21 protein-coding genes are annotated in these 21,610 nt (G+C 34.3%); 7 read left to right on the top strand and 14 right to left on the bottom strand.

Annotated elements, in window-relative coordinates; all coding sequences use genetic code 11:
* Positions 1-3: 3 nt before the first annotated feature.
* The 3 genes from H0S70_RS01535 to H0S70_RS01545 are packed head-to-tail and all read right to left on the bottom strand — an operon-like array spanning position 4 to position 1,740.
* A complete protein-coding gene (locus H0S70_RS01535) occupies positions 4-978 on the bottom strand; it encodes a nucleotidyltransferase (RefSeq protein WP_188321458.1) in 975 nt (324 codons plus the stop codon).
* A gap of 12 nt (positions 979-990) precedes the next feature.
* Entirely contained in the window at positions 991-1,407 is a 417-nt protein-coding gene (locus H0S70_RS01540) for a lecithin retinol acyltransferase family protein (protein ID WP_188321459.1), read from the bottom strand.
* 6 nt (positions 1,408-1,413) lie between these two features.
* The gene (locus tag H0S70_RS01545) at positions 1,414-1,740 is read right to left on the bottom strand and encodes a YegP family protein (protein ID WP_188321460.1); all 327 of its coding nucleotides are present in this window, start codon (positions 1,738-1,740) and stop codon (positions 1,414-1,416) included.
* A gap of 261 nt (positions 1,741-2,001) precedes the next feature.
* On the opposite strand from H0S70_RS01545, the gene H0S70_RS01550 reads away from it, so the two are divergent.
* The 4 genes from H0S70_RS01550 to H0S70_RS01570 all read left to right on the top strand — a co-directional run bounded on the left by H0S70_RS01550 (position 2,002) and on the right by H0S70_RS01570 (position 7,242).
* Complete coding sequence (locus H0S70_RS01550; protein WP_188321461.1) at positions 2,002-3,066, top strand: helix-turn-helix domain-containing protein; 1,065 nt, start codon at positions 2,002-2,004, stop codon at positions 3,064-3,066.
* A 36-nt stretch (positions 3,067-3,102) separates the two neighbouring features.
* Complete coding sequence (locus H0S70_RS01555; RefSeq protein WP_188321462.1) at positions 3,103-3,615, top strand: PIN domain-containing protein; 513 nt, start codon at positions 3,103-3,105, stop codon at positions 3,613-3,615.
* Positions 3,616-5,079: 1,464 nt separating this feature from the next.
* Positions 5,080-5,505, top strand: a complete 426-nt coding sequence (locus tag H0S70_RS01565) for a DUF6943 family protein (protein ID WP_394367302.1) — start codon at positions 5,080-5,082, stop codon at positions 5,503-5,505.
* Positions 5,506-5,565: 60 nt separating this feature from the next.
* The gene (locus H0S70_RS01570; protein ID WP_188321465.1) at positions 5,566-7,242 is read left to right on the top strand and encodes a hypothetical protein; all 1,677 of its coding nucleotides are present in this window, start codon (positions 5,566-5,568) and stop codon (positions 7,240-7,242) included.
* 276 nt (positions 7,243-7,518) lie between these two features.
* Here the strand turns inward: H0S70_RS01570 and H0S70_RS01575 are convergent, their stop codons facing one another.
* The 3 genes from H0S70_RS01575 to H0S70_RS01585 form a co-directional block, all read right to left on the bottom strand.
* Entirely contained in the window at positions 7,519-7,731 is a 213-nt protein-coding gene (locus tag H0S70_RS01575) for a hypothetical protein (RefSeq protein ID WP_188321466.1), read from the bottom strand.
* A 3-nt stretch (positions 7,732-7,734) separates the two neighbouring features.
* Positions 7,735-8,133, bottom strand: a complete 399-nt coding sequence (locus H0S70_RS01580; RefSeq protein WP_188321467.1) for a DUF5675 family protein — start codon at positions 8,131-8,133, stop codon at positions 7,735-7,737.
* A gap of 86 nt (positions 8,134-8,219) precedes the next feature.
* Entirely contained in the window at positions 8,220-8,975 is a 756-nt protein-coding gene (locus H0S70_RS01585; protein ID WP_188321468.1) for a hypothetical protein, read from the bottom strand.
* 238 nt (positions 8,976-9,213) lie between these two features.
* Between H0S70_RS01585 and H0S70_RS01590 the strand changes: the two genes are divergently transcribed.
* Both H0S70_RS01590 and H0S70_RS01595 read left to right on the top strand, forming a co-directional pair.
* Complete coding sequence (locus H0S70_RS01590; protein WP_188321469.1) at positions 9,214-9,417, top strand: hypothetical protein; 204 nt, start codon at positions 9,214-9,216, stop codon at positions 9,415-9,417.
* A 559-nt stretch (positions 9,418-9,976) separates the two neighbouring features.
* On the top strand, positions 9,977-11,230 hold the full coding sequence (locus tag H0S70_RS01595; RefSeq protein ID WP_188321470.1) for a site-specific integrase: 1,254 nt from the start codon (positions 9,977-9,979) through the stop codon (positions 11,228-11,230).
* An 8-nt stretch (positions 11,231-11,238) separates the two neighbouring features.
* Here the strand turns inward: H0S70_RS01595 and H0S70_RS01600 are convergent, their stop codons facing one another.
* From H0S70_RS01600 to H0S70_RS01635, 8 genes are all read right to left on the bottom strand, one after another.
* Positions 11,239-12,666 (bottom strand): hypothetical protein, encoded by a 1,428-nt coding sequence (locus H0S70_RS01600; protein WP_188321471.1) that lies wholly within the window; start codon positions 12,664-12,666, stop codon positions 11,239-11,241.
* Positions 12,667-12,688: 22 nt separating this feature from the next.
* Entirely contained in the window at positions 12,689-14,890 is a 2,202-nt protein-coding gene (locus tag H0S70_RS01605; protein ID WP_188321472.1) for a peptidase domain-containing ABC transporter, read from the bottom strand.
* Positions 14,887-16,227: a cupin domain-containing protein gene (locus tag H0S70_RS01610; protein ID WP_188321473.1), complete on the bottom strand. Its 1,341-nt coding sequence runs from the start codon at positions 16,225-16,227 to the stop codon at positions 14,887-14,889. Before H0S70_RS01610 ends, H0S70_RS01605 begins: the two co-directional genes overlap by 4 nt.
* Positions 16,228-16,297: 70 nt before the next feature.
* Positions 16,298-16,474 carry a hypothetical protein gene (locus tag H0S70_RS01615; RefSeq protein WP_188321474.1) on the bottom strand — a complete coding sequence of 59 codons (177 nt, stop codon included), beginning with the start codon at positions 16,472-16,474 and terminating at the stop codon, positions 16,298-16,300.
* Positions 16,475-16,579: 105 nt separating this feature from the next.
* Entirely contained in the window at positions 16,580-18,664 is a 2,085-nt protein-coding gene (locus tag H0S70_RS01620) for an outer membrane beta-barrel protein (protein ID WP_188321475.1), read from the bottom strand.
* A gap of 370 nt (positions 18,665-19,034) precedes the next feature.
* Positions 19,035-19,607: a hypothetical protein gene (locus H0S70_RS01625; RefSeq protein WP_228453762.1), complete on the bottom strand. Its 573-nt coding sequence runs from the start codon at positions 19,605-19,607 to the stop codon at positions 19,035-19,037.
* A gap of 2 nt (positions 19,608-19,609) precedes the next feature.
* Positions 19,610-19,972: a hypothetical protein gene (locus H0S70_RS01630; protein WP_188321476.1), complete on the bottom strand. Its 363-nt coding sequence runs from the start codon at positions 19,970-19,972 to the stop codon at positions 19,610-19,612.
* A gap of 6 nt (positions 19,973-19,978) precedes the next feature.
* Positions 19,979-20,185, bottom strand: a complete 207-nt coding sequence (locus H0S70_RS01635) for a hypothetical protein (RefSeq protein ID WP_188321477.1) — start codon at positions 20,183-20,185, stop codon at positions 19,979-19,981.
* Positions 20,186-20,352: 167 nt separating this feature from the next.
* Here H0S70_RS01635 and H0S70_RS01640 point away from each other — a divergent pair, with 167 nt between their 5' ends.
* Positions 20,353-21,609 carry an aminotransferase class I/II-fold pyridoxal phosphate-dependent enzyme gene (locus tag H0S70_RS01640; protein WP_188321478.1) on the top strand — a complete coding sequence of 419 codons (1,257 nt, stop codon included), beginning with the start codon at positions 20,353-20,355 and terminating at the stop codon, positions 21,607-21,609.
* The last annotated feature ends 1 nt before the right edge of the window (position 21,610 follow it).

Raw genomic sequence — 21,610 nt, forward strand, 5'->3', positions numbered from 1 at the left:
TAATTATCCAAAATTAAGTTTCGGTGGAGGAACTGGCATACCGGTGTTGGTTCCATATTGGTTAGTTTTGGACTCTTCCTTTTTAAACTTTGAATTTTCAGGGAAATATGTTTTCAGATTCTCGTCATTGTCCTCAATTCTTTCAAGCATATTTTTCATATCATCTGACAACTGTTGCTTTTCGTGTGAAGTTAAAGTATCGGCTAAATCATTAGAACTATTACCCGGGTCTTTTAGTGTAAAGCTGTCTTTGGTTACATTATCCCTAATATATTCTAATACAGTTTCAAGTTTCTCCCAAATACTTCCGGTAATGCTCTTGGAATCAAATGCTTTGATAGTAATGAGTTCCAAAAAGAAAGATTTTGTAGGATAGTTATACTTAGTGTTTTTCCAAACTTTCAAAAGACGGATTATTTTTCTTATCGAATCTTTTTCAGCCGTAGCTCTGTCTTTAATATTATTGATTTGAGCCTTGACGTTAGTTTTAATTCGCTCACTGCCTGCGTCAATATTTCCATATTTGTAATACACGTACAAGTTCAAATTTTCATCTTCCTTGTATTGGTCTTGAGAAAGCTCACGACCGGGAACAACATCAATCTTAATTACGTCTCCATCACTATCTGCGCAAAACTCCAAACCAATTGAAACTTTTTGCTTTTTAACCTCTGCAACATCTTTGTATTTCTCGTAGAGAAAGTCATAAACATCTTCATACATTTCTTTTAGTGTTCCATTCGAGCCAAAAGCATTACGTTTGAATGGGGACACCAAATCAAAATCAAATTTTGTATTGATAGCGGTATTCTTAGCGTACGAACCCGAGTTAAACGGAGAATAGATATTACTTCCGTAGTTTTCTTCCAAGGCTTCTTTAACCTCGTTTTTCTTTTTGACGTATTTGTCAAAAAGTGTTTCTTCTTTAGTTATCTGATGCGTCGAAATAACTGAATCTAAATGTTTGTTTTTATCCATTTTATTAATTTTTTATTTACTAAATCCAATACCAATTACAGCCAACAATACTGTAGCGAGTATTCCATTCCCAACCTGATTGCTAAACTGTTTGCCATATTGAACCGCATTGGCATAATGCTCACAGTTGAAATTAACCAAATCGTATTGTGTTCCAATTAATGCAACTGCACGATTTACAGCTAATCGACGTTGAAAAGCATTACCGATAAAAGGTTCAACTCTTGTCAAATGATAACCATCTCTAAATAAGTAGTTTTCATCTACCCTTTGAACCCCCTTTCCGATGTAGTTTTCGATATATTGTCTGTTTCCATAAGCATCATTACCAATGTAAATAGCGTGATGCTGAACAAGTCTTAAGTTGCTTTTAGGTAGAACCAGCCTGTCCCCAGGCTTTAGGTTCTTTAAATTGTAGATTTTTGTCATAAGCATTTAAGTTAAATCTTCAATTGTTGCAGTAGGAGCATTACGCTTTACGCTATCAATACCGTTATCTCTTGCAGCGGTAGAGGAGTACATTTCACTTGTGCCCAAGACCTGATAATTATTAGCTACTTGATTAAAGTATGGTTGTCCTGCAATTGAAGTTTTCTTATCAAAGTTTTTGTCTGCCACACAAACCTTACTACTTGCCACACCGTCAAGGCAACCTTGTTTGCTTACATAAGTTTCACTTGTTACAAGTGTTTCTCCATTTGTCGCTTTCAATGTCCAGCGAAATTGACCATTACTGGTTCTTTTAATTTGGTACTTGCCCATTTTTATAATATTTAAAAAGTTATGAATGCACCTATTTGCATTCAAATACAAAGTTACAAAAAGTATTCCAAAAAACAAATTTGTCAACCAAATATGTCAACCGATATATTTTTATAGGAACTATGTCATATTGTCTTGTATTTAACCATATTGAGTATCTGAAATTTTGTCATAGTTACAATTTTATGTTACAAAATGTCATTTAACTATTGTTTTTGTCAACTAAAAGAGTTACCTTTGCAGTACAAATACAGAATTACAATGGAAACAAAAGCAATATTTGCGGAAAGATTTAAGTCAGCCCGTCTTATGAATGGTTTCTCATTGCAGGATTTGGCTGATGCTTTAGGTGGTACTTTATCACGTCAAGCTTTGCATCGTTACGAAAAAGGAGAGGTAATTCCCGATGCAGAAAAAATCAATATGCTAAGCAAAGCACTCAATATTAGTCCCGATTATTTTTTCAGAACTACTAAAGTTGAATTTAGCGATATTGAATATAGAAAGCTAAGTAGGATGCCACAAAAGGATGTAGCAATCATCAATGAAACTACCAAAGAATATCTTTCACGTTATTTAGAATTAGAAGAAATTATTGGTCTTCCTCATAGTTTTGATAACCCCTTAAAAGACTTTGGAAAGGTTACTACTTATGAGCAGGTGAATAATGCGGCAGAACTATTACGAAAGGAATGGTCTTTAGGAACTGGTCCTATTTTTAATATTGTCGAATTATTAGAAGATAAAAATATCAAGGTAGTTAAGCTAAATGTAGATGAAGATTTTGATGGTTTGCAAACTTTTGTAAATGGTCATATTCCTGTTGTAGCTTACAACGAAAGAAAAGCCAATAAGCCTGATAGAATACGATTTACCTTACTTCACGAGTTGGCTCATTTGCTTTTAGTATTGGGCGATGTGACCGAAAAACAAAAGGAAACTTTATGTCATCAGTTTGCAGGTGCAATGCTGTTGCCCGAAGAGACTATTAAAGCAGAGTTAGGCAATCACCGTACTAAGTTGTCAACTTTGGAATTAGGTAATATCAAAAAGCAATATGGTATTTCAATGCAAGCAATTGTAATGAGAGCAAAAGTTTGCGGAATTATTAATGACAACTACACTAAACAGTTCTTCTTTTTAATTAGGCAACAAAATTGGAAAGTAGATGAACCTGTAGAATATCAAGGAATTGAAGAAAGCAACCGCTTTGAGCAATTATTATTTAGAGCTTTGATTGAAGACCAGATTTCAATGTCAAAAGCAGCTTCATTGTCTAATCAATCTTTGGCTGAATTTAAAAAACAGCATCAACCGATGTTTTAATATTAATTCCCCAAATGCCAAATATCTGCCAGGAGAATGAAACTAAGAATAGCTGTAGCAGACGCTTGTATTTTTATTGACCTTTATGATTTAGGTCTTGTCAATGCATTTTTCCAACTTGAAATAGAAATACATACTACCACTTCAGTTTATTTTGAATTATATTCTGAACAGCAACAAATTTTAAAAGCCTATCAATCCGTTGGTAGGCTTATTGTTCATAATCTTAAAGAAGAAGATTTTCTCCAAATCCAATCAGAGCCTTATCCTAAATCTTTATCTGAAACAGACAAATCCGTTTTACACGTTGCTAATAAGTTAGATGCTTGTGTTTTAAGTAGCGACAAAACAGTGCGTAATTGTGCCAAAAATAAAGACATAGAGTATCACGGTATGATTTGGATATTTGATAAACTTGTAGATGCACATATTCTCTTGAAAAAAGAAGCAGCTCTTAAGCTTGAAGAACTCGTAGCAACCAATTTTATTTTTCAAAACAATAAGCCTTTAGTTGCAGAAATTGAAAAGAGGTTAAAGGTTTGGAAATAAGATAGACTGCTCTCTCCCACGCTCAGCCAACGCACAGAAAAAATACGGCTTTAGCCAGACCCCAACCGCACAAGCCCAACGCTTCGTCTGTCTTCTATGGCATTGCCTCCGTTTGCAACTGTCATACTTTTTGCGTTGTTTTTGCCAACGCTCCACAGCACATTGCCATCCTCGTTCCTGCGGTGGCAAAGAGCTGTCCAACACTAAAAAACAAAGCAAAAAGACACTGCACTCCAACCACCACCACCGTTCCGTTTATGCCAGTATGCAAATCGGCGGAAGCTAAGTTACATAATGTGGCATTATACGCACAGCCAACCCCAACGGAGAGTTCGTCCATAATGGTTTTGCGCCAAGCACTATTTACAAGCCATTTCCTGCAAAACCAAAATTCCCTCACAAGCCAGCGGTGCCTATAATTTGAGATTATGTAAAATGCTTTCCGTGCAACGGGCATAGCCCTTTTGCGCCAACGCCTTCCAGCCGCCAGTGCAGTTATAATTTACGCGGTCAATCCTCCAATTGAAAACCTACAAATCCCCTCCACCCCAAAATAGGATGCAGAAAAATGGTGCAGAGAGTTTCGGGATTTGCCAGTGGCTTCAGTATATTGCCATTGCATAAAGTAGTATTTATTTTTCATAGGTTTTTATGCAATGGCAAAACACTTCCACCACCGCGCACAGCAGTATTCCAGGCGGAAGAAAATGCTTTACGCATTTCGCGAATTCCAAAGCAAAAATAAACCAGCCCATTCGCAAAATTGCTTTCTCCATTCCCATATTTTCAGCACACACCACAAACACTTTAGTTTCATAGGCCAAGAGTTATAGTGTGTTTGCGGCGCGTGCTAAAAACGCCACCAAAAAGCATTTTCTTTCTGCCCTCCATACCGCTGTCTTTCCAGCCGCTTTTTCAGGCAGTACTCTGTTTGACAATTATCGCTAATTGTCTGTTTCGGCAAGCACCATTTTTCTGCGAGTCTGTTTCCCCGGTTTGCCAATGCTCGTCCAGATTCCTTCACTCAAAACACGGACAAGCCGTGTTTTCAGTTCCGTCACCGCGCACAGTCGTGTGCCGGTGCTCCAAGTATTCACACCGTCACACCACTGTTTTTTCCATTCCTTCCCACCGCTTTGAAAGGCAGTTTTGAATAGAAAGTTCAGGCATAAAAGCAAAAACCTTCTTTCGCTTTTCCCGATTAATAAGAATAACAAAAAATAAAAAAAGCAAGCAAAGTTATGTGGAGAAAAAAATGTGCTGACAATATCAAGCCCACAAGGGGTTTTTGAAAAAAAGTTTTGTGGCTACGAAAATGTTGCCACAAAATTTTTTTTAAAAAATATTGCATCCCATTTTTTTCCCACAGGGAAAGCGGCTTTCTTTTTTTCTTTTTTTTCGGTTTTTTTCTGGTTTTTCTTTTAAGAATTGTTTGCGGAGCATAAAACTTTTAAATCCAAAGTTATGCTTACACACAAAGTACGCACTTACTCAGTGCACCAGCCAGCCCCGAAAACGGCTCTTTACATCCTTTCAAGAGGAAGAAACGCAGGAAAACCAATGTTTGAACCCTGCCCGAACTGTCATATCATCTATGTAGCGGATGATTACGAACTGCAGACCTATTACTGGACCTTGTACGCATTCTGGAAAAATGGCTTTTTCCATCCGCACCTTTGCGGAAGCGTCATCGAAATGCTTCGGCTCTGCGACCTCAAAACGCTGATGCGGAATTTCATCCAGCCGGCCTTTGAAAAGTCGCTCCGCAAGCCGGAAATCATGCTTAGAATCAAAACCACCTGGGAACTGGAGCAGAAAATGGAACAGCAGGCAGAAAAAATCCGCGAACTGCGGAACTCATTAGTCCGGCAGTATTACTTATCAGTTTAATTTTAAAAACTTCCTTCGGGAAGTTTTTGTATTTTTGAGAAACAGCGCAAAAAAACACTCATGAAATCGAAAGAACAAATAGACTATGAAGAAAGAGTCAAAAGAAGAGTTTTGATTCTTAAAGATTTGCTAGAAGAAGGCAAGATTACAGTAGCTGAGCATTTAGCTAAAGGGCTGCAAGAAAGCCTTTCTAAAGTAAAATTTGATGAAAATGGAGAACCTGATGTTGAAACCATTGATGGCAGAATTAGGTCGATGGCTTTAATGGCTGAACACTATGATTATAGGGAGAAAATGAAAGGGGCAATTAGTTTGTATCAAATCCAAGAAAATTATTTTAAACGATTCGAGTTGAATTTTATGGATTTTTATAACGCTATGCTCGATCAAAATCTCACTTCTCACCAAGTTGCAGAATTTGTGGCATACAATCATACAAATGATTATATCGATAACGCAATAGAACCAATCATAGAGGATTTAAATGAATTTTGGAATACTGTCGCAGAGACTGGATATTATCATTTACAAGACCAAGAAAAAACAGTTAAAGCTGTCTTTGGAGGTGATTTATTTCCAGCAAATAATGAAAATATTGCTTCAAAGTGTGGAATTTATACAGATACAATTATTCTTCCGTGTCCAATAATTAGATCACGGCACATGTTTAAAGTTTGGAACAAACAGCAAAGAATATATTATCTTATAAAACACGCTCTAAATATTCTTCAATACAAAGATTTGGCTTTGGCAGAAATAGATAAGCCAATTGTAGTAATACTTGCAGATAAAGAAATGATTGATGATTCTGCCTTTGAACAAATTCAAAAATTAGGAGAGCGTGATGCTTTATACCATGCGGAGAAGGTGTTTGGAAGAAAATTTTCTTCAATGGAAGAATTAATAGGCTTTGGTAAAGATTTAGACACTGTTGATAAGGTAATTAAAGAAATAAAAAATCCAGATAAGGTATTATTTGATACAGAATTCAAAGACCCACTTTCTATCCAAATTGAACAACAAATCACTGGTCAATCTGGTCAATTAATGCAAACCAATAATCCCGGAATAATTGTTTCAATGCTAGGTTTGGGTAGAATGAGTGTTTCAAATGAACTCTTGTTTAAATCTGCAAAAGTTGGTGGAGGTGTTCCATTAATTGATGCGCCAACATCTTGGCAATATTTTAAATGGAAGTTAGAATATGATGGGGATAGAACGGCTCATAATTTAAATTTACCAAATTCACATATTTTACAGGGGCTTAATTCTCTTTCTAGCACCAAATTGCAGTGGATTGGTAAAATTCCACCAGAAGGACTAATTGAAATTAGAAAATCAGGTGCAATAGATGAAATTAGGAAAATTTTATCAAATGAGATTGACGAAATGGTTCTTGCAAATTCCTTAGATTACGAAAAGACAGCTAAAAAGGTTCTTAATAATTTAAATGACGCATTTGAAAAGCATCAGAAAAATATACGAGAGTTAACTTCTAAGAAATGGAAAATTGCTGGAAAAGATTTTGGATCTTGGCTTGTTATGGGATCCTTAGAAATTGCTTCGGCTTATACTGGAACTCCATTATATGGTATTTCTACAGCGGTTTTAAGTCAAATTATCGATGCACCAAAACTAAAAGACTTGCCAAAAACTGTAAAAACTATAAAAGAAATTGAAAAAGAAAAACAGAACTTAAGCAAATCACCAGTTGGACTCATGTTTAAATATAAGTAGATTGACAGGATTTGAATCAATATTGTAATAAATAAAAAAACCTCCCATTCCGGGAGGTTTCGTTTTGCATAAAGTCACCACAACTTTTTACGCAAATATTTCCTTATTACTGAAATCAGATACTTTGCAGCCATCGTGGCCAGAAAACTGCTGATACCGCCTAAAACCGCAAGAATTACAGTCTGCAGGATCGTTTCGCGGCTGATGTTCACAAAGATAGTGATTAGCATTCCAAAAGCCGTGCTCACTTTTGTAGAGTTATCCACAATATTCACGCTATTTGTCGCGGTAAACCGTAGCCTGACTTACGGCGCTGGCAATACCTCCGGCAACGGCAAGATATCCAGCGACTGTAACTATTGCTGCCGGAAGTGCTACCGGAGCCGTGGCAAGCACGCCGCTCACAGCCGTAAGAACCAATCCTGCATTGCGCAGGATTCTGAAAAATTTAGGCGTCGGTTCCTGCATTCTTTCGATTACTTTTTTCATTTTCTACACTTTTTTTATCGTTAATTCAATTACAAATCCCTTTTCCAAAAGCGGAAACAGGGCTTTTTCCAATCTTTCACAGGCTAAGCGCGAAGCGCTGCCTTTTCCTTTGCCGGTGAGTTGCAACACCGGAGCAATACAGCCGAGAAGTTCCTTTTTCGCATCGTTTGCAGGATGAATCAGGATAGAATCCCGGCCTTTTACATTCATTACGCTGAGGTGCCATCCGTGGCGAACGGAAAACCGCTTTTGCAGCCTGTATTTCCCTTCGGGAATGCACGAAATCCGCCTTTGGTTGCCCTTCCACGGAAGTTCTATCGTGTTGCATATTTTCGTACCGCCTAAAAGCAGTTCGCCGTTAGTTCCGCCCGGATAATAGGTTCGAAGTAGTTCAAGGTTCATCAGCACAGATTTTTGACTTTAAAAAAGGAGCGGAACAAATCCGCCCCTTATTTCTACATTGGTAAATTGTTACACTGTTACATTGATTAAACTCCAACTACCTTAACAATCTGCAGGGCGTTATAGGCACCGTTTTTCAACGGATACATTTCCCCATTTACCTGCTGATAAAACTCTACACCCACGACAAAGAACAGCGGATGCGTCGAGTTTGCCGTAAGATTGTTTTCAAGAGACAGCGCAGTAACCTCAACCTCGTTCCAGGCCGTAATATTTCCTTCGGAAATTTTCGCGTTGAAAGTCTGATTTTCAAAATCAACCTCCATCGCACCGGAAAGAATTTTGAAATGGGTAGTTCCTCCGGGAGAAGCGATGGCCATTGTAGGCACAAAAGCCTCCAAATCAACCTTTGCATCGCCTGTAACCCTGTCCAATGTTACCGAAAACGGAGCGAATAGAGTAGTCCCCAATTTTCCATTGATATTGAATTCAAAACCCTGCAACAGTTCGGCTTCGCCATCGATAATATTTCTCTGACCTCTCGGATTGGTTTCATCCATTTGGATCACCTTTACCATTTCGCGCGTCAAACGGCTTACCATTCGGTAATCAGACGCTTTGAGCAATAAAGCCCTGATTGAGTTTCGTAAAACCTTTCCGGCGTTTCCTGCCCTTCCAAATTCAGAACCGTTTTCTCTTGTCCTTTGAAATGCGGGATCATTCTTAATTCTGGAAGCATCCACGCCACCTTTTTCCCTTGCCAAATAACCGTCTTTAGACTTGTAGAAAGTCACACCGCCAATGGTGCCTTTCAGTTTGATAATACTTGATTGTCTTGCCATTTTCTTAAATTTTTGAAATTTATTTTAGAATGATGAGGTTCATTCTCTCAAACCTTGGTGAATTCACAAGACAAAATTTCTCAAAACTATAATGTAGTGCAAGTTTCCATGCCGTTCCAGTCATTTTTTGCCGAAATCGCAAAAAATTTCTATATAAGAAACAAAATGAATAATTTTACATTTGTACAGTCACCGCAGAATCAGTATAGCAATCTCCAATCAAAAGCAAGGATAGAGTATGAAAAAGCCACCGCAAAGACTCTGCATCTACCCCAAAGACATAGTAAGAATTACAGGTAAAAGCGAACGCTTTTCTCGCGACCTCATCCAGAGAATCCGCCTTAAATTAGGGAAGGAGGAGCATCATTTTATTACAATAGAGGAGTTTTGTAATTATGTGGGACTTCAGGAAGAAAAAGTAAAGGAATTAATTAGGGATTAACCTATATAAAAAATAAACAAGTTCCTTTGTGTAATTCAATAATTTTACTAAATTTGCACCAATACGATTTACATCCAATTGATAAAAAATAGGAGGGGTCAAAATAGGTTACCTTAATTTTAATACTTTCTGAAAGTATTATGGATAAAGAAAAAATTAAGATAATACAAGTCCCGTCCGGATCGCAACTATTAAATCAAAATAGTACAAAATGCTGTAAAACATAGGTTTTATAGCATTTTTCTTTTTATGCTGATATCAAAGAGCAACAAATTCGCACATAATTTTAGTGACCTATTCAGTGACCTATTTCGGTTTAAAAAATAGGTCACTGGAAAAAATCTAAACGAGCTATTGAAAATTGATTTTAAAATGATTTTTTCAGACCAAATTTTGGATTTTTTTCGAGTGTGTGCAGTGACCTTTTCAGTGACCTATGCCCAAATGAAAAAAGGGTCACTGAGATTCTCTGAAAGCCTTACTACGAACTTGTTTAGAAAGTGAACATCTTGTAGACGGTTTTCTGAAATTTTAAATTTAATGCTTAAAATATTAGTAAATGAACCAGACTTTCAGCTTGCTTATTTATGTGAAAAAATCCAAAGAAAATGCTAATGGAGAATGCCCTATTTACCTTCGAATTACTATTGATGGGCAAGCTACAGAAATCAGTGTCAAAAGAACCGTAAAACCTTCTCAGTGGAATTCGAAAGGGCAAAAGGTAAGTGGTCATACAGAAGCAGTTAAAATGTTAAATCATTATATTAAAACTTTTGAACAACAGGTACATAATGCTCATCATGAATTAATGAAAGAAGGCGTAACAATTACAAGCGAAATTCTAAAAAACAAACTGACAGGGAAAAATAGTAAAAGTAGAATGTTAATATCTGTTTTTAAAGACCATAATACCCGAATGGAGGCGTTAGTTGGTAAAGAATATGCAAAAGGAACTTTAACGCGCTATAGAACCTGTTTAAGTCATTTACAAGAGTTTCTGAAATGGAAGTTTAATGTTTCGGATATTGAGATTACGGAAATCGACCACGCGTTTATTTCTGATTTTGAATTTTTTCTGCGCACCGAAAAATCCTGCGCCAATAACTCTGCGGTAAAATACATTAAGAATTTTGGTAAGATAATCCGGATTTGTTTGGCGAATAAGTGGCTGACTTACGACCCGTTTCTTTGCTATGATTCTAAATTTGTTGAGGTGAAACGAGATTTTCTGGATGAGCAGGAACTTTTCAATCTGGCGAATAAAGAATTTGAAATCGAAAGAATCGCGCAAGTTCGCGACATTTTCCTCTTCAGTTGCTATACTGGTCTGGCCTATATCGATACTAAGAACTTAAAACGTTCGAATATTGGTGTGGGAATCGATGGTAATAAATGGATATTTACCTCCCGACAGAAAACTAAAACACAATCAAATATTCCCTTACTTCTGCAGGCTGAAGAAATCATTGAAAAATACAAAGCACATCCGCATTGTGGTGTTTCGGGAAGTCTGTTACCTGTTTTGAGTAATCAGAAAATGAATTCTTACTTAAAAGAAATCGCAGATTTATGCCAAATCAAAAAGGAGCTTACTTTTCATATTGCTCGACATACTTTTGCAACAACAATTACTTTGTCTAATGGTGTGCCGATTGAAAGTGTAAGCAAGATGCTTGGTCATAAAAGTATTAAAACAACTCAGCATTATGCGAAAATTTTAGATGCGAAAGTGAGCGTGGATATGAATAATTTACAATTAACTCTTAATAAAAAGAAAGTTATGGATAGTCAGAGTGAAAAACTCGGCACGTAGCCGAGTTTTTATTTTAAAAGAGTTCTTAAACTTTCTAATGATGTTTTAACCGTTTTGTCGTTTAGTAAATGCTGTAGTTGTCCCTTATAATGATTTTCAATATAATTAATAAGATCATTAACTGGTGGAGAGGTAATACTTGGCTTAACTATTTCAAGCATTTCTTTAAATTTTCTTTCACTAATTCTAAATTGTAATCTACTTAAAATTCTTGGTTCAGTAAAAGAAAGTGCAGCTATACTGGCTTGATGGGCATCAAGACTTGATAAGATTTCAATATAAATATCATCTGCATTTACAGCGACACCATTTCCATTTGTCAAGAATGTTTCAACAATAGAATAGACTAACTTTTTCTCAATAATCTTTGGAATTTTCATAGGTTCACCCAAGATTCTAACGAGTTGCCTTGCAAAAGGTGGTTCGTTATAAAAATTATTAAAACCTCTGTGTGCCGAAAGTAAATTATCTATTGTATTATCAATTTCAACGGCTCTCAGCTCGTCAGGTATATAACTTTCACCATTTACTATTTGTAAAAATTGTCTTGCCAATTTCTTTTCATCTTGGTTGTTATTAGCGGCAAAATGAGCATATTTTAGACCAAAAGATTGCTTTATATCTTCATCAATTCTTGCCCAGATTTCAGGCGAAAGGCGATTTATATTTTGATGTGTTTGGCTATCGGTGTCAGGTTTCACATAAATTCCAAAAAAGCCTGAAGCAAGATTGTTTATCTGTTCCTGGGTTAATGTAGTTGTAAAGATTGCAATTTCTTGAGCAGCGTCTCTGGAGATTGCAGTAGTTTTTACGTTTTGCAATAAATGCTTAATTCTAATCGATACATTTGAAATTGGTAATGTAATAACTTCTTTGATGCAAGTTTCTAACCAAGAGATCAGTTGTAAACCAGTAATTTCACTGCTATTGGGATGTGCAGCACTTGCCCAGTTTCTCATGGAATTAATATATTCAAGATGTTTAAATCCTAAATCTGAAATCAGACCAATCTCCTTTGCTCCCTTTATTAAGTCATAATCATCTATTTTATCAAGATCATTTTCATCTTTCAGTCTTTTACGACGTTCACCTGAAACTGCATTATCGTAAAAATATTCAATGTCATACTGCGAAACTCGTTTTCTTATTTGTAAAATAGTTTCGTCCCAAAGATAATTTAATGATGCGTCAAAAAGACCGGCTGCAGTACTGGTAATAAACTTTGATAGATAAAGAGACTGAAGTTTTTCATCATTAGAGATTTGATTTAGAACGGAATTTAAGTTCATAAAAACTTTACCCCTTTCCTGTAAATCGACAAAGACTTTTTCGACTGGCAAAGAGTGAAAGGCTAACACATTTTTTAGTTCATCTTCAAATTGATTTAGCTGTATTAAACCATTCTGTGCGTTACCTTGTTGTAGATTATTACTCATTATATTTTTTTAAAATTTAGTATTAATTTCCTAATTCCAATTGGTTTTTAACCAGATTAAAATAATCTGCTTTTTTGTTCACAAGTTCCTGATGATTACCCTGTTCCACAATCTCTCCATTTTTAAGAACAATAATTTGGTCTGCATTTTTTACTGTTGAAAGTCTGTGTGCCACTATTATCACTGTTTTTCCTTTAAAAAAAGATTGCAGATTATCGTGAATTATCTTTTCATTTTCTGCGTCCAAAGCAGACGTCGCTTCATCAAATAAAATAAAGTGTGGGTTTTTGTAAACTGCTCTTGCGATAAGAATTCTTTGTTTTTGTCCACCTGAAATGCCATTTCCGGAAGCTCCTATTTTTGTGTTTAATCCTAACGGAAGGTCATCAACAAAACTTGTGATATTTGCTGTATATAATGCTTTATTTAGCTTTTCATAATCAACATTTTCATCACTTGTCGCAATATTTCTCTCGATTGTATCAGAAAAAATAAAACCATCCTGCATTACTACACCGCAATTTTTTCTAAGATCTGTTGGTGAAACTTCATTTATGTTGAGATGATTAAATTTTATTTCGCCCTTTACCGGTTCATAGAATTTCAAGAGCATTTTCATCAAAGTGGTTTTACCGCTTCCACTAGCTCCAACAATTGCAGTAATTTTTCCGTCCGGAATAAACAAATTGATGTCTTTTAGAACATACGGAGATTGTGGACCTTCGTATTGAAATGAAACATTTTTGAAATAAATTCCTTTTTCTATCCCATTTTGTTCTGTATATTTTTGGCTAAGTAACGGCACTTGGTTTTCCTGCTCTTCTTCAGTATTATTTTGCACTTCATTTAGCCTTGCTAAACTCAATTTTGCATCCTGTAATGATCTGAAAAAATTGATGAGTTGGTTAACCGGAGAATTCATCTGACCAATGATGTATGAGACACTTAGAAGTGCTCCCAAGGTCATATGTCCTTTTATCACGAAATAGGCAGAAAGAAAAGTTACCAGAATATTTTTTATTTGGTTAATGAAGTCAAATCCTGAAACCTGTATTTGGTCTAATTTTAAAATTCTAAAATTGATTTTAAATAATCTTTGTTGGATTTGTTCCCATTCCTTACGTTTAAAATCTTCAAATTGATTGAGCTTCATTTCCGAAACACCATTAATAATTTCGTAAATGGATTCCTGGTTTTCGCTTCTTTGTTGAAATTTAAAATAATCTAAAATCTTTCTTTTTTTCAACCAATATAAAGACCAAATTACGGAAACTAATGTTAAGGACATATAAACAACCAAAATTCTAAAATCATAGTACCAAAGTATTCCAAAGAAAGCAATAAAAGTTATGATTGAAAATAGTGTTATTAAACTTTGTGAGGTAAGAAAATTTTCTATTCTTTCATGATCCTGAATACGCTGGTTAAAGTCACCCATGAATTTAGTATCAAAAAATTTGATCGGGAGTTTTAGTAACTTCTTTAGAAAATCAGAAATAATTTGAATATTAATTTTGGTACCTACAAAAAGTACCATCCAATTGCGAAAAACATCTATAATAATATTTCCAAAGAAGAATGCAAGTTGAGCTAATAAAATATAGGTTGTTATAGAAAGATTTCTTTTATTTACACCTTCATCAATAAGTTTTTGTGTGAGCAAGGGAAATACGAGAGTAATGATTGTACCAATTGTTAATAAAAGAAACATCCACCATACTTGTACTTTAAATGGTCTCAAATATTTTAGCAAATAACTTATTGAAAGTTTTTTTTCTTTGGGTAAGGAATAATTATAAAAAGCTTCAGAAGGTTCTAATAACAATGCGACGCCTTTTTCGCCATCAGATAACCAGGATTTATTAAATTTTTCCTCATTCAGATAAACAAATCCATATCCCGGGTCGGCTATCTTATAAAAAGTTTTTCCGTTCAAAAAATTTTTTGAAATTTTTTGAAGTACAACAAAATGATTCTGATTCCAGTGAAGGATGCATGGCAAGAACTCATTGCTCAATTCTTGAGTCTTTAATTTTGCTGATATGGTGTTTAACCCAATTTTTTTAGAAGCCTCGCTAATACCTAATAACGACACTCCTTCTTTAGAAATAAAGCTTTGATCACGAAGAAAAGCCAACCTGAAAGTCTTGCCATAGTAAGATGTTATCATGGCAAGACAGGCGGGACCACAATCCATTTTATCATGTTGTGGTACGAATATCATTCTATTTCTTTTAATATATCTTTTTTTCTATCTTGAAAGTTATCAGCCTCATGTTGATGTTCATTAATTACTTCAATCCCTCTTTTATCAAAAATCATAGATAGAAAATATAATCCTGCTTCAATTGGCCACTCTTCTTCAAGTGGCTTAAGCAAATCCTTAACTTCAAAAGCTTCATGAGTATTTAATCTATCAATAATTGATGGAAGTTCTTGATGATTCTTTATTTCAATTTTGGATCCTCTTGTATATAGATAAAACATTTCTTTTCCAGCATCTATTTTATAATACATTTTAAACGGACACGGAGAATAGACTTTACAATCAATTAAATATTCATAATTATCAATATCATAATTATTTTCCATAGTTAACGATTGGGGTGGAGCTTGCCAACCAGCATTACTCAACAAACCAGTTTTATATTCCTCATAAATATATTTAAAAAATGATTTTGTTGATCCTTCTAATATATTTTCATCTAATTTTAATAAAGATAAAAATTCATTAAAAGTATCGTTATTATTAATAAAATCATGCTGTGGATCAATAACATCTTTATTTACTTCAATATAATCGGTATAAAAAGTATTTAGAACTTTATCAAAAAATCTTACTTTAGATGGGTTATTAAACCAAAATGTAACACCAACAGATAAGTCATCACTTTTTCCTATATGAAACTTATTCCATGGCATGTAGAATAAATCTCCTGCACCAAAATCAAACTTCTCAGCGTGTTCTAATAGAGATTCAATTTCGAAATTATTATGTTTAGTGCCAGTTAAATCATTATATTTTTTTTCATCCCAGATATACATTGTTTTTCTCCCTGGACCCAAATGAAAGTGAAGTACATTTTCACCTTTATGATCCTGATGAATTCCCAGTGGAGTCCAGCCATAATTCCCTATAAAAACAGTAACATCAACACCAGTAGCAGGCAAACCTATTATTTCAAGCAATGGCTCCATGATCTGTCTTAATTCAGAAGAAATAAATTTTGAATGACGTTCTACAAAATTGACTATCAAACCAAATTTTTCTTTAAAAACTCTGTTACAATAATCTATAATATCTTCATTATCAAAAGGAGGATTGTTATATAATTGATCGATAAAGTCGGAGTTCTCTTTTCCTTTACCCTGAGATGGAAAATATAATCTGAATCCATTATGATCTTTTGTCCTAAATCTGTTTATTAAACCTGTTACTACCGCAGAATTTAGTTTTCTGATTAAATCAGGGTCTATTACATTTTCTATCACGCAAGTTTTGGTGAAGCTTTCATTTATTTTTATAAATTCTTCCCAAAATTTTCTGTTAAAATTATTCATTTTTTGCATTATCTTAATTTTTTAAAAAAGGTAACAGAGAAGGTTTATCCCTCTCCATTACCATAATTAGTTATCCCACAACGACAACTCTCACAACTTGTACTCGAACTTGTTGTACCTGCTGCACAACGACAGTGTCGTCAAGTGCAGGATCTCCAAAACCACCTCTGATTTTGTTTTGCTCAAGAGGTGACAGAGTCTTAGCTTTTAAGAACTCTTTTGCATTGAACTTTTTCTTTTTTTCCATTGTAATAATTTTTGGAAGGTTAAAAAATTAAACTTTGCTTTAATGAAAGCGTATTTAAGCATACTACACTTGTATTGCGCACTACAAATAAATTATGTATAAATCTTAAAAAGTTGTTGCAGGTGCGGTATTATTATTTAACTTCTTTTGGATTTGCAATCTCTTACCTGAAGAAAAATCATAACTTAAACCAAAGACAAAGAGATTTTTATTATTAAGAATTTGAGAAAACCTTTGCTGCTGCACAATACTTTCCGGTAATGTTTCCTTTTCATAAATCGATGGAGTTCCAATAAAATACATGCCCGTTGAAAGTGTTATATCTTTGATTTTATAGGTAAGAAACACATGGTTTGCATTTTCATCCCTTTGTAAAAAAACTCCATCCTCTAACTGACTTATTGGAAAATTAAATTGATAATTGATTCCAAACGATTTGTAATTTGAGCTGATGGAAAAATAATTTCTTATGAAACTTTTAGTGATGTTCTCGCCGCTTTTAAGTTTCATATTCATTACGACTGGTGACAGCCAAGTCTTTATTATTAATAAATCATTAGCGAAAGGTTTAACTGAACCACTAATTTCCACGCCATACTCTTTAAAATCTGCATTATTAAATGTTAGAATGTATTGGCTCGAATCTGTTGCCAGCACGAAGTATTCTGCAAAGTACTTATCAACAATATTATAGAATACATCAGCATTAAAATCATAATATTTTGTGATCTTGGAATAGATTAAACTATTTCGGAAAAGATGTTGAGTTTTAAGATAAGGGTTTCCTTTTTTAATAATATTTGGAACTACTTGCACTACATTGCTACTCAATGCAGAAGCCCACGGACTGTTTGAAGTATAACTGCTGGTAAATCTCAAACTTTGGTTCTTCGCCAAATCATAGCTCAAGACCAGTTTCGGCGTCGGTGCCCAATCATCTTGTGTTGTTTCAGCACTTTTGTTGTGGATATTGGTAACTCCCATTCCTACACGATAGCCCAACTTGTCCCATTTTCCGGAATATTCTGTATAAAGATATTGCTCTAAATAATTGACATCATAATGAGAGGTACCAAGCAAATTCACTAGATCATTTGAAATTGCCGTGTTTGAAATCCGATAACCGGAACTCAATTTTCCTTTTTCAAAACTATGAACGTGGGCTATTTCACCAACAATTCCGGTCTGTTTCGCCTTCAGGTTCATATCGTTGTTAAAAACATCTGAATTGTCTCCAATGTTCCACTCGTGGTCAAACTGTGAAGAATTCGTGGTATAATGAGAACCGATGAGGTTTAAACTCAACTCGTCTTTTTTTCCAATATTTTTAGAATAATACAAATCCAGTGTTGGTGCAATATAATTTGAATTACTATTGTGAACTGTGCTGTGGTTTTCCGTCAAATTATCTTGGGTGAAGATGCTTTTTCCTAATCCTTTGTTGAAATTGGAATTAATAAAAATACTTCCTTTCGCCTGAAAAGTATAATTTCTTGCAACCACATTGGCATAGCGCAGAGAAATGTTTTGATTTGTGTAACCAAAATGATCTTTTTGCTGTTCGGTGGAATTGTAGTGACTTCCGTTGAGGTTATAGTCGTAGATTTTATCAACAATTCTATTATCATAATCCCTCAAGTTGATAGAATATTCCAAACCAAAATCATTCTTGCCTTTGGTGTAACCTGCATAAGCAGAACCGTTGACGAAACCCGTAGTTAATGCGGAAGTAACATCTGCTCCATAAGAATAGCCAACTTCAGGATTTTTAGTGATAATGTTCACAACAGTATCGGCTCTTTGTGAATATCTTGCAGGCGGAATATCAAAATATTCAACTCTTACCACATTGGTAGGCGCAATGCTTTTAATTTGGTTGTCGCTCGCTTCAATGCCGTTAATCAAAAACAAAATTCTTCCGCCTTTGATGCTTGTAATGGTGTTTGAAATTGGATCAAGTTGAAGTTCGGGAAGTGTAGTTAACAAATCTTTGGAGTGTCTTGCTTTTTCCAATGCCTCTTTATCAAAAGTGTAATTTGCATGGTCGGAAAATTGTTTCTTTCGCTGCGATTTAATTAAAACCTCCTGAATTTCCATTGTGGAAATGCTGTCTTTTCTTTCTTGAGCTTTTATTTTGGATAAACAGCACAAAGAAGATATGATGATTAATATGGAAATGTTTCTATTCATTTAGTGTAAATTTTCTAATGATTTGAATAATTATATTTAACAAATCTAAATTTATTTTTTATAAGAGTCACTAAATAGTGGCAAAATATTATAATTTATACTAATTCTAAATAAATCTTTACTAGTTATGTATTGTTATAAGATATTGCCATTTAAAAGTCATGTAGAAAATTATTATTTAATTATTATTTAACCCATCGTTGGGATCTATTATGTCACTATTTTAAGAAATATTCTAAAAATTTTTAAAATTTGACAAATCAAAAAATACATGATTTAGATTATTAGTATCGATTTGATGGGAAAAATCCATTTTAAAGCCATCCCACAAATAGTGAGGTGGCTTTTTAAATAATATAATAATGTAATATTAGAAAGTATAACCCAACCTCAATGTCAAATCCGGTGCAATTTCAGATTTATTTGAATTATATCCTGAATCTTTAAGATATAGATGACGATATCCCAAACCAGCAGAAAACTCATAGTTAAGATGTTGGCTAATTTTTCTCCTAAAACCATAAGATGGTATTACAGAAAAATCACTAATAATTTTTAAATTATCATAATTTGAAATTACAAACCAATTCGGATGGAAAGTTGTTTTCAGAGAGAAAAAATTGCCAGAATTATTATTGATACTTTTCTGTTTTGAGATTCTTCTATTTATATTGTAATAATAACGTGGTTCTAAATGTAACAAAGGAGTCATTAGAAAGCCTGTGTTATCATAATAATCACCACCCCAAAGTCCTGCAGATAGTCCTACCTCACTTCTTAGAACTAGGTTATTTACAATTTTTGCTTCATTGTTTAACCAAATTCCTGCAAACCCTGCCTGTACATTGAAAATCGAGTTTTTTACTTCTTGATCACGTGGTTTCTCTTGTGCAGCAATAATCATTGAGAAAGATAAAAGGAATAATGATGTTTTTTTTCTCATTTTTATTTTTTTTGAAAAGTAAATTGCCCCTGCTGATTATTTGTAGTCCATGTACCATTACTCTTATTTCCAGCTAAATAGCCGGAAAACTTAAATCCATTATCTGTGTTCATATCAAATTTACCGCTGAAATTTACATAACCTTTTATCTCTTTTTTAATATTATTAGAAGTTATATCAAGTTCTCCAACAATTGTCCCTTCTTTTTCAACCACAAAAACTACTGTACCACTTTCATCACCTGAAAAAGTTCCAAACCAATTTCCTTGAAATCCTGAGTTTACCTGTCTCGAACTTTCTTCATCAGATATGCAGGAAGTAAATGTAAAAAAGGAAACAAGTAATAAAAAAAAGATGTTTTTCATCGTATTTTACTTTGCATTTAATTTCACACCATGCCAAGCTCCATTCTTTTTGGCTATTCCATACATGCTTACAGCAACTGCAGTTGTTGTACCAGCCTGAATTAAAGTGGTGATTTCTTGGGTTTCATTTGTAGAAATCATTTCTTCCCTACAGGAAATTGCAGTGACAAAAATACTTAAAAGCCCGATTGTCAATGTTTTAATTGTTTTCATTGTTTTGTTTGTTGAATTTTTTAATGAATTTATTTGTTTTAAATTTTGGCAAAACTATTATAATTTTTTAAAATTGTCACTAATTAGTGACAAAATACAGTAATTTATATCAATTCTAAGCAAGTCCCTTTCAAGAGATTTACTATATTTGTTCAAAACAATATATTATGGATATAAACTTTACAACAGCAACTTTTAAAGATTTCGAGAATATTGAAGGATATAATTTGTCCCAGCGCGCAGATATATTCTATGATTTTTTAAATTTTATGAAATCAAATGGTCATATGAATTACAGACTGAAAAACTTTAGTGGATGTAATTCTATAATGGATGTTGAAATTGAGAATAAAAACAACAATTATGTCAGTTTTGTTTCCAATGATTATTTAGGTTTTACGCAACATCCCGAAGTCAAGAAAGCAGCAATTGAAGGCATTGAAAAGTACGGGACTGGGGCAGGAGCGTCCCCTTTAATTGGTGGTCATTTTGCATATCATGAAGAATTAGAAAAGAAAATTTCAGGATTCTTTGGTCGTAAGCAGGAGGAAGCAGTAGTATTTACAACGGGTTACACAGCAAATAGTGCAACGCTTCAAATATTGCTTCAGAAAGAAGATATTGCGATTGTTGATATGGCTGTACATACCAGTGTTTACGAAGGGTGTATCCTTACTAATACCAAATCTTTTCCGCATAATAATTTAGAAGCTCTTGAACATATTTTAAAGACATCACAAGATAAGTACCGTACGAAATTGGTAATTGTGGATGGGGTATATTCTCAGGATGGTGATGTTGCTCCTTTAAAGGAAATATACGATTTGATTAAAAAATATGGTGCATTTCTGATGGTTGATGACGCTCATGGAATTGGTGTACTTGGTAAATCCGGGAGAGGGGCTATGGAAGATGCGGAGATATTAAATAAAGTTGATATTATCACCGGCACATTCAGTAAAACTTTTGCCAATGTAGGTGGTTATGTAATTACTACAGATAAATTGGCGGCTTTCATAAGATTTCAATCGCGTCAACAAATTTTTTCTGCGACAGCTCCGCCTTCTTCAATGGGTATAATAAAAGCTATTGAGCTTATTGATGAAGAGCCTCAATGGAGAGCGAAAATTTGGGAAAATATTAATTACTTTAAATCCGGATTGCAGAGCTTAGGTCTAAATACTGGCACTACCTCATCTGCAATTGTTCCTGTAAAAATTGGTGATCCGCACATTACCGGTGATATAGGTAAAATGCTAATTGAAAGGGGTATTTATACCAATCCAATTTTGTATCCTGCAGTTTCCAGAAAAGATGCGCGTATCAGAATGGCAGTAATGGCAACTCATGAGAGAAGTCATTTAGATAAAACATTAAATGCCTTTGAAGATATCAGTAAAAAGTTGCAACTTGCAAAAAAATAAG

Origin of the sequence: Chryseobacterium manosquense (genome assembly GCF_014623485.1) — a bacterium.
Lineage (GTDB): Bacteria > Bacteroidota > Bacteroidia > Flavobacteriales > Weeksellaceae > Kaistella > Kaistella haifensis.

What these genes read in the sequence shown, in the direction of transcription:
- H0S70_RS01625 (WP_228453762.1), bottom strand. Translation starts at nt 19,607, where the DNA reads ATGAGAAAAAAAACATCATTATTCCTTTTATCTTTCTCAATGATTATT.
- H0S70_RS01635 (WP_188321477.1), bottom strand. Translation starts at nt 20,185, where the DNA reads ATGAAAACAATTAAAACATTGACAATCGGGCTTTTAAGTATTTTTGTC.
- H0S70_RS01535 (WP_188321458.1), bottom strand. Translation starts at nt 978, where the DNA reads ATGGATAAAAACAAACATTTAGATTCAGTTATTTCGACGCATCAGATA.
- H0S70_RS01570 (WP_188321465.1), top strand. Translation starts at nt 5,566, where the DNA reads ATGAAATCGAAAGAACAAATAGACTATGAAGAAAGAGTCAAAAGAAGA.
- H0S70_RS01640 (WP_188321478.1), top strand. Translation starts at nt 20,353, where the DNA reads ATGGATATAAACTTTACAACAGCAACTTTTAAAGATTTCGAGAATATT.
- H0S70_RS01615 (WP_188321474.1), bottom strand. Translation starts at nt 16,474, where the DNA reads ATGGAAAAAAAGAAAAAGTTCAATGCAAAAGAGTTCTTAAAAGCTAAG.
- H0S70_RS01590 (WP_188321469.1), top strand. Translation starts at nt 9,214, where the DNA reads ATGAAAAAGCCACCGCAAAGACTCTGCATCTACCCCAAAGACATAGTA.
- H0S70_RS01620 (WP_188321475.1), bottom strand. Translation starts at nt 18,664, where the DNA reads ATGAATAGAAACATTTCCATATTAATCATCATATCTTCTTTGTGCTGT.
- H0S70_RS01545 (WP_188321460.1), bottom strand. Translation starts at nt 1,740, where the DNA reads ATGGGCAAGTACCAAATTAAAAGAACCAGTAATGGTCAATTTCGCTGG.
- H0S70_RS01585 (WP_188321468.1), bottom strand. Translation starts at nt 8,975, where the DNA reads ATGGCAAGACAATCAAGTATTATCAAACTGAAAGGCACCATTGGCGGT.
- H0S70_RS01550 (WP_188321461.1), top strand. Translation starts at nt 2,002, where the DNA reads ATGGAAACAAAAGCAATATTTGCGGAAAGATTTAAGTCAGCCCGTCTT.
- H0S70_RS01555 (WP_188321462.1), top strand. Translation starts at nt 3,103, where the DNA reads ATGAAACTAAGAATAGCTGTAGCAGACGCTTGTATTTTTATTGACCTT.
- H0S70_RS01610 (WP_188321473.1), bottom strand. Translation starts at nt 16,227, where the DNA reads ATGAATAATTTTAACAGAAAATTTTGGGAAGAATTTATAAAAATAAAT.
- H0S70_RS01595 (WP_188321470.1), top strand. Translation starts at nt 9,977, where the DNA reads ATGAACCAGACTTTCAGCTTGCTTATTTATGTGAAAAAATCCAAAGAA.
- H0S70_RS01605 (WP_188321472.1), bottom strand. Translation starts at nt 14,890, where the DNA reads ATGATATTCGTACCACAACATGATAAAATGGATTGTGGTCCCGCCTGT.
- H0S70_RS01580 (WP_188321467.1), bottom strand. Translation starts at nt 8,133, where the DNA reads ATGAACCTTGAACTACTTCGAACCTATTATCCGGGCGGAACTAACGGC.
- H0S70_RS01600 (WP_188321471.1), bottom strand. Translation starts at nt 12,666, where the DNA reads ATGAGTAATAATCTACAACAAGGTAACGCACAGAATGGTTTAATACAG.
- H0S70_RS01565 (WP_394367302.1), top strand. Translation starts at nt 5,080, where the DNA reads ATGCTTACACACAAAGTACGCACTTACTCAGTGCACCAGCCAGCCCCG.
- H0S70_RS01630 (WP_188321476.1), bottom strand. Translation starts at nt 19,972, where the DNA reads ATGAAAAACATCTTTTTTTTATTACTTGTTTCCTTTTTTACATTTACT.
- H0S70_RS01575 (WP_188321466.1), bottom strand. Translation starts at nt 7,731, where the DNA reads ATGAAAAAAGTAATCGAAAGAATGCAGGAACCGACGCCTAAATTTTTC.
- H0S70_RS01540 (WP_188321459.1), bottom strand. Translation starts at nt 1,407, where the DNA reads ATGACAAAAATCTACAATTTAAAGAACCTAAAGCCTGGGGACAGGCTG.